This window comes from Pseudomonas sp. G2-4 (assembly GCF_030064125.1).
Taxonomy (GTDB): Bacteria; Pseudomonadota; Gammaproteobacteria; order Pseudomonadales; family Pseudomonadaceae; genus Aquipseudomonas.
On record NZ_CP125957.1, the window covers coordinates 3,636,236 to 3,649,485 of the forward strand.

At 61.9% G+C, this 13,250-nt stretch carries 10 protein-coding genes; 1 reads left to right on the forward strand and 9 read right to left on the reverse strand.

The window, feature by feature from the left end; genetic code table 11:
- Positions 1-100: 100 nt before the first annotated feature.
- The 8 genes from QNH97_RS15765 to QNH97_RS15800 form a co-directional block, all read right to left on the reverse strand.
- A complete protein-coding gene (locus QNH97_RS15765) occupies positions 101-2,476 on the reverse strand; it encodes an efflux RND transporter permease subunit (RefSeq protein WP_283552838.1) in 2,376 nt (791 codons plus the stop codon).
- Positions 2,477-2,519: 43 nt separating this feature from the next.
- Positions 2,520-3,572: a WD40/YVTN/BNR-like repeat-containing protein gene (locus QNH97_RS15770; protein WP_283552839.1), complete on the reverse strand. Its 1,053-nt coding sequence runs from the start codon at positions 3,570-3,572 to the stop codon at positions 2,520-2,522.
- A 388-nt stretch (positions 3,573-3,960) separates the two neighbouring features.
- Positions 3,961-6,618, reverse strand: a complete 2,658-nt coding sequence (pepN, locus tag QNH97_RS15775; RefSeq protein ID WP_283552840.1) for an aminopeptidase N — start codon at positions 6,616-6,618, stop codon at positions 3,961-3,963.
- Between the two features lie 13 nt (positions 6,619-6,631).
- A complete protein-coding gene (locus tag QNH97_RS15780; protein WP_283552841.1) occupies positions 6,632-7,462 on the reverse strand; it encodes a DUF2797 domain-containing protein in 831 nt (276 codons plus the stop codon).
- Positions 7,459-7,719 carry a YeaC family protein gene (locus QNH97_RS15785; RefSeq protein WP_283552842.1) on the reverse strand — a complete coding sequence of 87 codons (261 nt, stop codon included), beginning with the start codon at positions 7,717-7,719 and terminating at the stop codon, positions 7,459-7,461. The genes QNH97_RS15780 and QNH97_RS15785 overlap by 4 nt, the downstream gene beginning before the upstream one ends.
- A gap of 45 nt (positions 7,720-7,764) precedes the next feature.
- Positions 7,765-8,637 carry a rhomboid family intramembrane serine protease gene (locus tag QNH97_RS15790; protein WP_283552843.1) on the reverse strand — a complete coding sequence of 291 codons (873 nt, stop codon included), beginning with the start codon at positions 8,635-8,637 and terminating at the stop codon, positions 7,765-7,767.
- On the reverse strand, positions 8,634-9,608 hold the full coding sequence (locus tag QNH97_RS15795) for a metallophosphoesterase (RefSeq protein WP_283557495.1): 975 nt from the start codon (positions 9,606-9,608) through the stop codon (positions 8,634-8,636). Before QNH97_RS15795 ends, QNH97_RS15790 begins: the two co-directional genes overlap by 4 nt.
- Positions 9,605-10,495, reverse strand: coding sequence for an NAD(+) kinase (locus tag QNH97_RS15800; protein WP_025213287.1), 891 nt, complete (start codon positions 10,493-10,495; stop codon positions 9,605-9,607). The genes QNH97_RS15795 and QNH97_RS15800 overlap by 4 nt, the downstream gene beginning before the upstream one ends.
- A gap of 105 nt (positions 10,496-10,600) precedes the next feature.
- On the opposite strand from QNH97_RS15800, the gene QNH97_RS15805 reads away from it, so the two are divergent.
- The gene (locus tag QNH97_RS15805; protein ID WP_283552844.1) at positions 10,601-11,566 is read left to right on the forward strand and encodes a DUF1853 family protein; all 966 of its coding nucleotides are present in this window, start codon (positions 10,601-10,603) and stop codon (positions 11,564-11,566) included.
- 131 nt (positions 11,567-11,697) lie between these two features.
- Here the strand turns inward: QNH97_RS15805 and QNH97_RS15810 are convergent, their stop codons facing one another.
- Entirely contained in the window at positions 11,698-12,981 is a 1,284-nt protein-coding gene (locus tag QNH97_RS15810; protein ID WP_283552845.1) for an arsenic transporter, read from the reverse strand.
- Positions 12,982-13,250: the final 269 nt, after the last annotated feature.

The following is a 13,250-nucleotide window of genomic DNA, read 5'->3' on the forward strand; positions in this document are numbered from 1 at the left end:
TGCCTGGTTCTGGGGCGGCTGCGCAGCCCAGCGGGAGCAAGCTCCCTCGCCACGGGTCATTCCAAGCTGCTTGAGCTGCAGCGTTGCCATTCAGCAGCAGTCAGTGCGCAAACAACGAATTGCCCTTCTTCCCCGCCATTTTCTCAGGCTTGATCAGGAAGCGTGCCAGCGCCGGCAGCAGCCAGAGCGCGCCGAACATGTTCCACAGCAACATGAACGTCAGCATCAACCCCATGTCCGCCTGGAACTTGATGGCCGAGAAGATCCAGGTGCAGACACCGATGGCCAGGCACAGGCCAGTGAACAGCACGGCCTTGCCGGTGGACTTCAGTGTCTGGTAATACGCCTCCTGCAATGGCAATCCGGCCCGCAGGAAGCTTTCCAGGCGACTGTAGATGTAGATGCCGTAGTCCACGCCAATCCCGACACCCAGCGCCACCACCGGCAAGGTCGCGACCTTCACGCCAATGCCCATGAACGCCATCAGGGCGTTGCCCAGCACCGAGGTCAGCACTAGCGGCAGCACGATGCACAACGTCGCCGCCCAGGAACGGAAGGTGATCATGCACATGGTCGCCACGCAGATGTACACCAGGATCAGGATGGTCAGCTCCGACTCCTTGATCACTTCGTTGGTGGCCGCCTCGATGCCGGCGTTACCGGCGGCAAGGATGAATTCCAAGCCATCGCGGTTATTTTCCTTGGCAAAGTCCTGCACCGCCTTCACCGCACGGTCCAGGGTCTCCGCCTTGTGGTCATTGAGGAACACCAGCACCGGTGCCAGGGAGCAGCTGTTGTTGTACAGGCCATCGGCCCGGGCAATGGAGTTGTTCAGCACGTCAGGGTTGCGCGACAGGGTTTCCCATTTCAGGTTGCCCTCGTTCATGCCCTTGATCATCTGCTTGGATACGGTCACCAGGGAAATCGCCGACTGCACGCCCTCGGTGTTCTGCATCTTCCACATCAATTCATCAATGGGTGCCATGGCTTCATAACGCGAGCAGCCTTCGGTCTTGGTCTTGACCATCACCACCAGCACATCGGAGCTGGTGGAATAGTTGCTGATGATGAAGTTGTTGTCCTGGTTGTAGCGCGAGTCCGGACGCAGTTCCGGCGCACCCTGATCCAAATCGCCGATCTTCAGGTTCTGGCTGTACCAGAGGCCGCCGCCGAAGGCGATCAGGGCCAGGGCAATGGACACCGGCGCGACTTTGGCGCTGGCGAAATTCGACAGCGTGCGCCAGAACGGATGTTCACGGGTCGCGTCTTTCTTGCTGCGCTCGATGGCACGCTTGCTGATGCCGGCGTAGGAGATCGCTACCGGCAGCAGGATCAGGTTGGTAAACACGATCACCGCCACGCCGATGGACGCGCCGATGGCCAGTTCGCGGATCACGCCGATGTCGATGATCAGCAAGGTGATGAAGCCCACGGCGTCCGCCAGGATCGCGATCATCCCCGGCAGGAACAACTGCCGGAAAGTGCGCCGTGCCGCCGTCAGGGCGTTGTCCGCCTCGCTGGACTGCAAGGCGATGCCGTTGATTTTCTGCACGCCATGGGAAATGCCGATGGCAAAGATCAGGAACGGCACCAGCATCGAGTACGGATCCAGACCGAAACCGGCCGCATGCATCAGCCCCAGTTGCCAGACCACGGCCACCAGGGTGGTCGTCAACACGGCGATGGTGCTGCGCATGCAGTTCGTGAACCAGTACAGCAGGATCAGCGTGATGACGAAGGCCACGCCGAAGAACAGCACCACCATGACCAGGCCATCGATCAGGTCACCGACCTTCTTGGCGAAGCCGACGATGTGGATCTGCACGTTGGGGTTCTGGGCTTCGAACTTGTTGCGGATCTTGTCTTCAAGCTCGTGGGAGAACTTCTGGTAGTCCAGGGCGAGCAACTTGCCCTGGTCCTGGGGGTCCGGATAGGACTCCAACAGCGGAATGTCGACGATGCTCGACTTGAAATCGTTCGCCACCAAACGCCCGACCTGTCCAGACTTGAGTACGTTGTTGCGCAGCAGATCGAGGCTGTCGGCCGAGCCGTTGTAGCTCTGGGGGATCACCTCGCCACCGGCGAAGCCCTCCTCCGTCACTTCGGTCCAGCGCACGCTCGGGCTCCACAGCGACTTGAGCCCGGAACGGTCGACGCCGGAGATGTAGAAGACTTCGTCGTGGATCTGGCGCAGGGTCTCCATGTACTCCTTGGAGAAGATATCGCCATTGGTGGCCTCCACGGAAATCCGCACCGTGTTGCCCAGGTTCGCCAAGTCATTGCGGTGTTCGAGCATCTTCTGGATGAAGGGGTGCTCGAGGGGGATCATTTTTTCGAAACTGGTGGACGGCCGGATCAGCGTGGCCTGCCAGAACAGGAAAACGCTGACCAGCAGGCAAATGACGATCACTGCCGGGCGGTTGTTGAAAATCAGGCGCTCGAGGAACGTCGCCTTGTCTTGGTGATGACTGCTCATGGGGTCCGCCTTCTTGTTTTTATGCCCGTCTTATAGGCCTGACTCATTTGCTCAGTTCGGCGCCGGTGGAGGTGGTGGCGCGCACGCCCCCTTGCCCCGCCAGGATCAAGTTGCCGTTGCCGGCGGCCGTGACCGCTGCCACGGAAATCCGATCCGGGCGGTTGAACACGCTGAAGGTCACGCCGTCGTCGGTACTGCGCACCACGCTGCCGCCATTGCCGACGATCACGATGGAACCATCCGGCAACAAGGTGGCCCCTGACAGGCCGAACTCCAGCGCACCCCGGGTGGCCTTGAGCTCGACCTGCTCCCAGGTATCGCCGAAATCGGTGGAGCGATAGAGATTGCCGCGCAAACCGTAGGCCAGCAGCGTCGAAGGCTGGGCCGTCCCGATAACCCCGAACAGCGAGCCTTCATACGGGCCTTCAAGCTTTTCCCAAGTCTCGCCGCCATCGCTGGAGCGGAACATGCTGCCGGCCTCGCCGACGATGAACAGCCCGGCGTCTTTCACAGCGGTGATCGCGTTGAGGTGAAACTGGTCTTCGTTGTCGAGGCGGTCGCTGACGTCTTCCCAGTGCTTGCCGGCGTCGGTGGTTGCCAACAACGCACCGTAGGCGCCCACGGCAAAACCGTTATTGGCGTCCTTGAACCAGACGTCCAGCAGTGGCGATTCACGGGCAAGGTCTTCGAATTGCTTGGTCCAGGTGCTGCCACCGTCGTCGCTGGCAAGGATCTGCGCATCGTGCCCCACGGCCCAGCCGTGTTTGTCGTCGACGAAAAACACCGCAGTGAGCAGTTGCCGGCTCGGCACCTTGGCTTGGGTCCAGGAGCTGCCCTGGTCGTCCGAAAAGACAATGTGCCCACGATCGCCGACCGCCACCAGGCGCTGGCCAGCGTGGACCACATCGAGCATCAGGGTTTTGCTGGCCTTGGCCGATTGGACGGAGTAGATGACATCGGACGTCGACGCCGCCACGGCCATCACCGGCGCCGACAACACGGCAGAGCCCAGCAGCGAGACCACCGCAGCCAACAACGCGACTTTGCGCAACATCGGCGGACAGCAGCGACCCACAGCCATGACAGGCTCACTCATAGACCTTTCCCCCATTATTATTGTTAGGTCATTCAACCCTTCAGGGCACCACAAGCGGGCTCATCCACGTTGCCGGTCTTCGGAGCATAGTCCTGAAACCTGCAATCTAGAGCCACTTCGGAAGCTGACCTATCCTATCGGGCTTTCGAAAGGTCTGACAATCGACGCCGCGTTATCTTTTGTTAACCAGGGGGGTAATGACCAGGGGTGAATCAGAAGACATTCGCGAGGCTGATGAATGTGACGAGGGAGCTTGGTCCCGCTGGAGGCCGAAGGACTCCCTGACCTTGGTCCCCCGCTATTCGCAGCGAAAGTGAACCAGGATCGGGCCTGCTTCGCAGGCCAGCGGGAGCAAGCTCCCTCGCCACAAAGGTACGGCAGTGCCTGTTTACGCCAGGCTCTTGCTCACCACTTCAAACACATCGGCCGACAGCCCGCCGGACGCCAGGATGCGTTCCAGCTCGCCTTTCATCAACGCCTGGCGGGCGCTGTCGTATTTGCGCCAGCGGGTCAGTGGCGCCAGCTGTCGCGAAGCGATCTGTGGGTTGAAGCCATTGAGCTGGATCACCAAGTCCGCCAGGAAGCGATAACCCGAACCGTCGGCGGCGTGGAAGTTGACCAGGTTCTGCCCGGCAAACGCGCCGACCAGCGCCCGCACCTTGTTCGGGTTCTTGATATTGAACGCCGGATGCGCCATCAGCGCCTTGACCCGCGCGAGGCCACCGGGCAACGGGCTGCCCGCCTGGACGCTGAACCATTGGTCCATGACCAGCGGGTTGCCCTTGAAGTTTTCCGCGAACACTTCCAGGGCCTTGGCCTTCTCGGCTTCGAACGGCGAATTGACCAGCACCGCCAATGCCGTAAGACGCTCAGTCATGTTATCGGCGGTGTCGAACTGCTCCAGGGTAGCGCTGAGCACCTCAGGCTTGTCGGTGAGCATCAGGTACGACAGCGCGATGTTCTGCAACGCACGACGGGCGAAATGCTCGGCCTCGGCCACATAAGTCGTTCTTTTCGACAGGTCGCGGTTGGCTTCGTAGCGCAGCCACAAGGCTTCGAACAGGTTCTCGGCCAACTGCCGGCGAGCGAACTCCCGGGCGACATGGATCGCCTCGACGTCGGCCACTTCGCTGATTTCCGTCAGATAAGCCTCGCTTGGCAGCGAGAGCATTTCCGCGACCATGGCCTGGTCCAGGGATTCGTCCGATAACACGGTGCGCAACGCACTGACCAGGCGCGGATCCAGCGACAGCTTGGCGCCCTTTTGATGCTGGGCAATCAACTCCTGCAACACCTGCACCGACAACTGCTGGCCGGCATCCCAGCGGTTGAAGCCGTCGCTGTCGTGTTGCATCAGGAACATCAACTGGTCGCGGTTGTACGGGAAGCTCAGCTTCACTGGCGCCGAAAAGCCGCGCAACAGTGATGGCAGAGGCTGTTCGGCGATGTCGACGAAGGTGAAGGTCTGCTCGGCTTCAGTCACCGAGATCACTCGGGAAGTGCCGCTTGCCGCCGCTTCACCGGCCAGGCGCAAAGGCATTTCAGCGCCCTTGCTGTCCAGCAAGCCGAGCTCCACGGGAATCACGAACGGCAGCTTGTCCTGCTTGTCCGGGGTTGGCGGGCAGCTCTGGCTGAAGGTCAGGCTGTAGGTCTTGGCCGTGGCATCGTAAGCCTCGCTGACCGCCAGCCGTGGCGTCCCGGCCTGGCTGTACCAGCGCTTGAACTGGGCCAGGTCGACGCCATTGGCATCTTCCATCGCCTTGATGAAGTCATCGCAGGTCACGGCCTGGCCATCGTGGCGTTCGAAGTACAGATCGCTGCCCTTGCGGAAACCCTCCGGTCCCAGCAGGGTATGGATCATGCCGACCACTTCCGAGCCCTTTTCGTACACGGTCAGGGTGTAGAAATTGGAGATCTCGATGAAGCTGTCCGGACGCACCGGGTGCGCCATCGGGCCCGCGTCTTCGGCGAACTGGTGGGTGCGCAGGTAAGCCACGTCCTGGATGCGCTTGACGGTGGCGGAGTTCATATCGGCCGAGAAGCCGGCGTCGCGGAAAACCGTGAAGCCTTCCTTGAGCGACAGTTGGAACCAATCGCGGCAGGTCACGCGGTTGCCCGACCAGTTATGGAAGTATTCGTGGGCAACGATCGCCTCGACCCGCTGGTGCGCGGCATCGGTGGCGGTTTCGGCGCGGGCCAGCACGGCGCTGGAGTTGAAGATGTTGAGGCCCTTGTTCTCCATGGCGCCCATATTGAAGTCGTTGACCGCGACAATCATGAAGATGTCCAGGTCGTATTCACGCCCATAGACTTCTTCGTCCCAGCGCATCGATTTCTTCAGGCTGGTCATGGCGTGCTGGCATTTGTCGATGTTTTCCGGCTCGACATAAATGCGCAACGCCACGCTGCGCTCGCTCAGGGTGGTGAACGTGTCTTCGACGCACCACAGGTCACCGGCCACCAGGGCAAACAGGTAGGCCGGCTTCTTGAACGGGTCTTCCCAGGTTGCCCAGTGCCGGCCATCTTCGCCGGGACCGCTGGCAATCGGGTTGCCGTTGGACAGCAGCACCGGATAGCTGTGCTGCTCGGCCACCACGGTGGTGGTGAACTTGCTCATCACATCCGGGCGATCCAGGTAATAGGTGATCTTGCGGAAACCTTCGGCCTCGCACTGGGTGCAGAACATGCTGCCGGACTTGTACAGGCCTTCCAGGGCGGTGTTGGTTTCCGGATGGATCCTGACGGTGGTATCAATCGTAAAGGCCTGAACCTTGGGCTGCACGGTCAGGTGGCTGTCGTCGACCTGATAGTCACTCGGGTTCAGGTCGACGTCATCGAGCTTGAGCGAGACCAGCTCCAGGTGCTGGCCATCGAGCACCAGGGGCGGCAACCCGGCACCGCGCTCGGGATTGCGGCGCATTACCAGTTGCGCATGGACCAGGCTGTGGTCCTCGAACAACTCGAAGGTCAGGTGTGTCTCGTCGATCAGGTACTCGGGCGCCTGATAGTCCTTCAGGTAAATCATCTTCGGTTGTTCGGTGCGCATGGGTCGAATCCTTCTACTGATGCACGGCGAGCTGGTAAGCCGTGTATTTACGAATGTTGATCACGCCGGTGTCAAAAATCAGGTATTGGCCCTTGATCCCCAGCAGCGTGCCTTCGGCGATCGGGTTCTTGTCCAGGTTGAAGCTGACGATCTTGGCCGGGTACTGCTCCACCGGATAACGGATCTCGATGGGTTCGACGTCCGCTATGGTCTGGATCGCTTGCAGGCCGAATCGTTCCTGCAAGCCCTGCAATCCCTCGGCGCAGCTCTCGAACAGCGAATCGCGGATCCGCGGCAAATCCACCGTCACCGCATCGCCCTTGAGCAACGCGCGCCAGTTGGTCTTGTCCGCCACCTGGCTGCGGAACAGGTCTTCGACAAACCCCGATTGCTGTCGCGTGGCGACCCGCAGGATCGGCAGCGCCTGGCTGGCGCCCTGGTCCAGCCAGCGGGTCGGCAATTGCGTGGCGCGAGTGATGCCGACCTTCACGCCCGAGGAATTGGCCAGGTACACCACATGGTCGGTCATGCAGAACTGCTCACCCCAGGCCGGATCGCGGCAGGTGCCCGCCTCGAAATGGCAGCGCTCGGGGCTCATGATGCACAGGTCACACTGGGCCAGTTTGGTCATGCAAGGGTAGCAATAACCCTGGCTGAAACTGGTCTTGGTCCGGCGCCCGCAATGGCTGCAGTGGATCGCACCGAGGTACTCCAGGCGCACGGTGCTGCCGATCAAGGGGTTGACCGGCACCTCGGTATCGCCCAAGCGAAAGGCGTATTGAACGGTCAGCCCGTCAAGGCGCGCCGACATTTTGCTGATTGCACCGCGGCCAATCTCGATCAATGGATGGCGTCCGACTTGAACAGGATGTTTGGCACCTCGGTCGACTTCGACTGGCACTCCTGCGGGCCCATGTAGCCGGTGCGCTCCTCTTCAGGCAGGTTCTGGATTTCCCAGGCAATCATCGCCTGCAGCGACAGCTCGCGCTGCTCGGCGGTGAGCTTGTTGCCATCGGCCCATTTACCGATTTCCACCGCCAGTTTCAGGCTTTGGTAGATGTCGGGGGTGATGTTTTGGATCATTTCGTTGAACGAGGACATGGGTTCTCCGCGCAGTCGCGCATATTCAAAAGGCACAAACGCCAGTCAGAGGGCCATTTTACGGCGAGCGAAAAGCCCGCCCAACAAACCGGTGAAGCAACCGATGAGCAGCCCGCCGACATGGGCCGCATTGGCGATTTCGCCGAAACCGATCAGCGAGACCAGCCCCGACAGACACAGCGCCAGCCACACCAGCATCATCACCAGCACCCCACGGGGCAAGTGATAGGCCGGGTTCGGCGCCAGCAGTTGATAGATCCAGCAGTGCCCCAGCAGCCCGTACAGCACCCCGGACAAACCACCGAACAGCGTTGCACCGCTGAATACATACTGGGCGAAGTTGGACACAAGACTGAATAACAGCGTCAGGCCCAGCAGGTTGATGCTGCCCTGTCGGGCCTCGATCCGCCGCCCCAACTCCCAATACCACATGCCATTCATGGCGATGTGCAGGAAACCGAAATGGATCAGCATCGGTGTCACCAGGCGCCACCACTGCCCCGCCGCCAGACTGTCGCCCAGGGGCGTGAACTGGATGTAGTCACCGACGACCCGAAACTCCAGGAAGGTCAGCCAGCGCAAGGTTTGCAGGTTTTCCCCCAGCAGGGTCACGGCAGCGACGATCAGACTCAGCAGCAACACCAGGGCGGTGACCGGGCTACGGCTCAGTTGCTGGACGAATCCGGCCCGGCGCGAGGTGCTGGCCGTGGCCGGCAACTCCAGCTGTTGCTCGGGATCGCCGGCCGGGAAGCGCGCATACAGGGAGCGCACGTCCTCGCTGATTTCATCCGGCACCCAAAGCACCTGCTCACCGGCCTCTTCGCTGACCCGATGGGGCACCTGCATGCGTTGCAACAGCTTGACGAACCCGCTCAAATCCACGGCCAGGGGCAAGCGCAATACGGCGACAACACTCATTGCATCATCTCCGGCCGCTCGACATCGACCCAGACAAATTTGTGCGGATCCAGGCGGGTTTCCTGGTCCAGGCGATAGGCCACCAACTTGCCGTAGAGCACCGCGCTGTAATCCAGGCAGGCCAGGTTCTGGCGGATCGGCGCGGGCTTGCCACTGCGCCAGTAGTGGCCGACGAACAACAGCGGTTCATGGACGCCATAACGCAACAGGTTGTTCTTTTCATCCGGCGACAGTGGTCTGCGGGCCACCGGCTCAGGCAAGGCGTCGGGCTGGAACACGATGTCGCCGTAGGTCTGCGGATCGTCTTCCCAGAACTTGGTCCGGAAGAACGAGCGGGTCAGGCCGTCGCCGCCGGTGAGGGTCTGGCCATGGGGCAGGCGCATGTCGGTGCCGCGCAACAAACGATCGAACACCGTGCAGGCAAAGCTGCCGGGTTCCGCCGAGGCCTGGAGGAAATGCTCGTCGATGCAGCCGTCCGGGAACAGGCCGCGCAGCGGCTCGATCAGGCCGGCGTCCCAGCAGGCGTGCACCACCCGGAAACGGCCAGCGTCGACAAACAACGGCAGCTCATAGAACCACTTGAGGAAGTCATGCCAATCTGCAGGATGCTGCTCGAACTGGGTCAGGGTTTCGTTGAGCAGGCGCGCATGGCGCGGGGTGTGTTCGCGCACGTAGCGCTGGCCACTGCCCGGCAGTGCCGGCGTGCTCCAGCCCAGGGCATTGAACTCGTGGTTGCCCATGATGCACAACGCCTGGCCGGCCACCACCATGTCATGGACGATGTGCAGCGCCTCGCGGATGCGTGGCCCCCGGTCAATGATGTCCCCCAGGAACACCGCCATGCGCGACGGATGCCGCCAGACTCCGCCCTGCTTGTGGTAACCGAGTTGGTCCAGCAGGCGTTCAAGGGTCAAGGCGCATCCGTGCACGTCGCCGATCAGGTCGTAACTGCGCGCAGGATCGAGCATCAGTCGCCTCCACCCCCCAACCGGCTACCCCAGCCGAGCTTGGTCCGGCAGACTTCGTAGTAGTTGTGATCCAGCGGATGGATCAAGCGCAGCTTCTGCGCTTTCTTGCTGACGGTGATGGTGTCACCCGGCGCGCAGGTGAAATGGTTCTGACCGTCACAGGACACTTGCGGGTAGATCTGCATATCCTTGGACACGACGATTTTCAGCTCACTGTTGCCATCGACCACGATGGGTCGCCCAGACAAGGTATGGGGGTACATGGGCACAATCACAATAGCGTCGAGCTTGGGGTGCATGATCGGGCCACCGGCAGACAGCGCATAGGCCGTGGAGCCGGTGGGCGTGGCGACGATCAGGCCGTCGGCCTTCTGGCTGCAGACGAACTGGCCGTCGATGTACAGCTCGAACTCGATCATGCGCGTGGACTTGCCGGGGTGCAGAACCACATCATTGAGGGCATCGCCCTGGCCAATGGCCTCGGCGTGGCGACGGACCTCCGCCTGCAACAGGAAGCGGTTTTCCACCAGGTAGTGGCCGTCCAGCACTTCGGCGACCTTGGTTTCCAGCTCGTCGGGGCGGATATCGGTCAGGAACCCGAGGCTGCCCCGGTTGATGCCCAGCACGGGAACGTTGTGCCGCGCCAGGGCCCGGGCCGCCCCCAACAGGCTGCCGTCGCCGCCGACTACGATCACCATGTCACAGACTTCGCCGAGCATCTTGCGCGACGACGTCTGCAGGCCATGACCCGGCAGCACTTCGGCGATGGTATCTTCGAGGATCACATGCAGGTGCCGCTCCAGGAGGAAACGTTTGAGACGGCGAACGGTGTCCAACACCTGTGAACTGCCCAGGCGACCGATGATGCCGATATTGCGAAATTGCTCCATGAGGCTCCTGCGAAGGTCTGCGGCGGGCGAAAAACACGATTATGGGCGAAAGCGCTCCATAGACAAAATTCTTTAAGCCTTCACCACAGCGGCTATGCTCGCAAAATGATCCTGTTTCCTGAATTGCTGGACTTGCCTCGCCGCCTGCGCCATCCCGAAGTGCGCGATCTGGCGTGGGCGATACTTGCCCCACCGATGCTCATCGACCCTCCCTGGCCCCAGCGCCATCCTCTCGCCGGCAGCGGCTGGGTACAGGATCCTCATCGACTGGAACACTGGCTGCGGCAGCTGGACCGTGACAGCTATCCACTGCTGCATTGCCTGTCCCTGGGGCGAACACGGCGCTTGGGCCTGTACTACGAAAGGCTGTGGCAATTTGCCGTGCAACACGCCCCGGGCATCGAGCTGATTGCCGCGAACCTGCCGATCCGGCACGCCGGCCATACGCTGGGCGAATTGGACCTGCTGCTGCGCGATGGCGACGGCATCCATCATCTGGAGTTGGCGATCAAGTTGTACCTCGGCCCCCAGCACGGCAATGGCCAGGACACCGCGCAATGGCTCGGGCCGGGCTGCCATGACCGACTCGACCGCAAACTGGCGCATTTGCGCGATCACCAGCTGCCGATCTCGGCACGTCCGGAAAGCCGCGAGGCCTTGGCGGCACTGGGCATTGAACCGTCCGGCACCGAGGTGTTTCGTTCCGAGCTCTGGCTCGGCGGTTATTTACTGTATCCCTGGCCGGGCCAGGCCGAACCGCCGGCCGGCGCGCACCCCAGGCATCTGCGGGGGAGCTGGCTGCATCAGCGCGATTGGCCAGCCTTCGTCGCCCAACGTCCGCCGGGGCGCTGGCAACCCCTGCCCCGCGCCGCCTGGCTGGCCCCGGCCCATTATCCGGCGGACCAGACCTGGAGCACCGAGCAACTGGAAGCCTGGCGAATGGCCCTCGACCCCATGGCGCCGGCGCAACTGATGGTGCGCCTGACCGAAAGCGCCGAGGGCGAGTGGGAAGAGGCCGAGCGGCTCTTCCTGGTGGCGGATCTTTGGCCGGATGTGCCGGGCAATGGCTGAATTTGAGGGGGCCTGCCAGGTCCTCATCGCGAGCAGGCTCGCTCCCACAGGGTTATGTGTAGATCATCAATTCTGTGAACAACACAAATCCACTGTGGGAGCGAGCTTGCTCGCGATGAAGTCACCTCGGTCTAAATGGACAACCGCACCGCCAGCGCCGCCAACGTCACCAGCAACACCGGCGTCGTCAGCACGATCCCGACCTTGAAGTAATACCCCCAGCCGATCTGGATGTTCTTGCGTGCCAGCACATGCAACCAAAGCAAGGTCGCCAGACTGCCGATAGGGGTGATTTTCGGGCCCAGGTCGCTGCCGATGACGTTGGCGTAGATCATCGCCTCCTTCACCACTCCGGTGGCCTGGCTGGCATCGATGGACAAGGCACCGATCAGCACCGTCGGCAGGTTGTTCATGACCGACGAGAGCAACGCCGTCAACAGCCCGGTGCCCATGGCCGCGCCCCACACGCCATATTCGGCGAAACCGTCGAGCCAGTGGGCCAGGTACCCAGTGAGCCCGGCGTTACGCAGGCCATAGACCACCAAGTACATGCCGAGGGAAAAGATCACGATCTGCCACGGCGCTTCCTTCATCACCTTGCGGGTGGAGATCTTATGGCCGCGGGCGGCGACGGCCAGCAGCAACGCGGCACAGACAGCCGAAATCGCGCTGATTGGAATCCCCAAAGGCTCCAGGGCAAAGCAGCCCAACAGCAGGATCACCAGCACCGCCCAACCGGCATAGAACGTTGCTGTGTCGTGGATTGCACTCGCCGGATCATCCAGCTGATGCGGGTCGTAATCGCTCGGGATATCGCGTCGAAAGAACCACAGCAGGATCGCCAGGCTGGCCGCCACGCTGACCAGGTTCACCGGGACCATGACCGCTGCGTAGCGGTTGAAGCCGATGCCAAAGAAGTCCGCCGAGACAATGTTGACCAGGTTTGACACCACCAATGGCAGGCTCGCGGTGTCGGCAATGAAACCGGCGCCCATCACGAACGCCAGGGTCGCCGCCGGGGAAAAACGCAACGCCAGCAGCATCGAGATCACGATGGGGGTCAGGATCAGCGCTGCCCCGTCATTGGCGAACAGCGCCGACACCAACGCACCCAGCAGCACCATGAACGCAAACAGCTTGCGCCCACTGCCCCGCCCCCACCGGGCCACATGCAGGGCCGCCCAGGCGAAGAACCCAGCCTCGTCCAGCAACAGGCTGATGATGATCAGCGCGACAAAAGTCCCGGTGGCGTTCCAGATAATCTGCCAGACCAGCGCAATGTCACCGACCTGCACCACTCCACTCAACAAGGCCAGCACCGCGCCGAGCGTGGCGCTCCAGCCGACCCCGAGCCCCTTGGGTTGCCAGATCACCAGCGTAATGGTCAGCAGGAAAATCAACGACGCGATGAGCATGTGCAACAGCCTTGAACGGGGGAATGAAGGGAAAAAGCCAGCAGCCACGCGCCCGCCGACGCCCGGGAGCCTTCAATGGGACCGTGGGAATCGGGCATGGAGAAGGCGGGCCTTGGGGTGCGAGAGGCGAATATAGGGAGCTTGGGGTATTCAGTAAAGCCGAGGGCCCACATTTGTGGCGAGGGAGCTTGCTCCCGCTGGGCTGCGCAGCAGACCCTAAAACCGGGGCCGCTACGCGCCCCAGCGGGAGCAAGCTCCCTCGCCACAGG

Bases quoted from the DNA above. Each gene is read 5' to 3' on its own strand.
- QNH97_RS15785 (WP_283552842.1), bottom strand. From the start codon at position 7,719: ATGTCCTCGTTCAACGAAATGATCCAAAACATCACCCCCGACATCTAC.
- QNH97_RS15765 (WP_283552838.1), bottom strand. From the start codon at position 2,476: ATGAGCAGTCATCACCAAGACAAGGCGACGTTCCTCGAGCGCCTGATT.
- pepN (WP_283552840.1), bottom strand. From the start codon at position 6,618: ATGCGCACCGAACAACCGAAGATGATTTACCTGAAGGACTATCAGGCG.
- QNH97_RS15770 (WP_283552839.1), bottom strand. From the start codon at position 3,572: ATGAGTGAGCCTGTCATGGCTGTGGGTCGCTGCTGTCCGCCGATGTTG.
- QNH97_RS15810 (WP_283552845.1), bottom strand. From the start codon at position 12,981: ATGCTCATCGCGTCGTTGATTTTCCTGCTGACCATTACGCTGGTGATC.
- QNH97_RS15805 (WP_283552844.1), top strand. From the start codon at position 10,601: ATGATCCTGTTTCCTGAATTGCTGGACTTGCCTCGCCGCCTGCGCCAT.
- QNH97_RS15790 (WP_283552843.1), bottom strand. From the start codon at position 8,637: ATGAGTGTTGTCGCCGTATTGCGCTTGCCCCTGGCCGTGGATTTGAGC.
- QNH97_RS15800 (WP_025213287.1), bottom strand. From the start codon at position 10,495: ATGGAGCAATTTCGCAATATCGGCATCATCGGTCGCCTGGGCAGTTCA.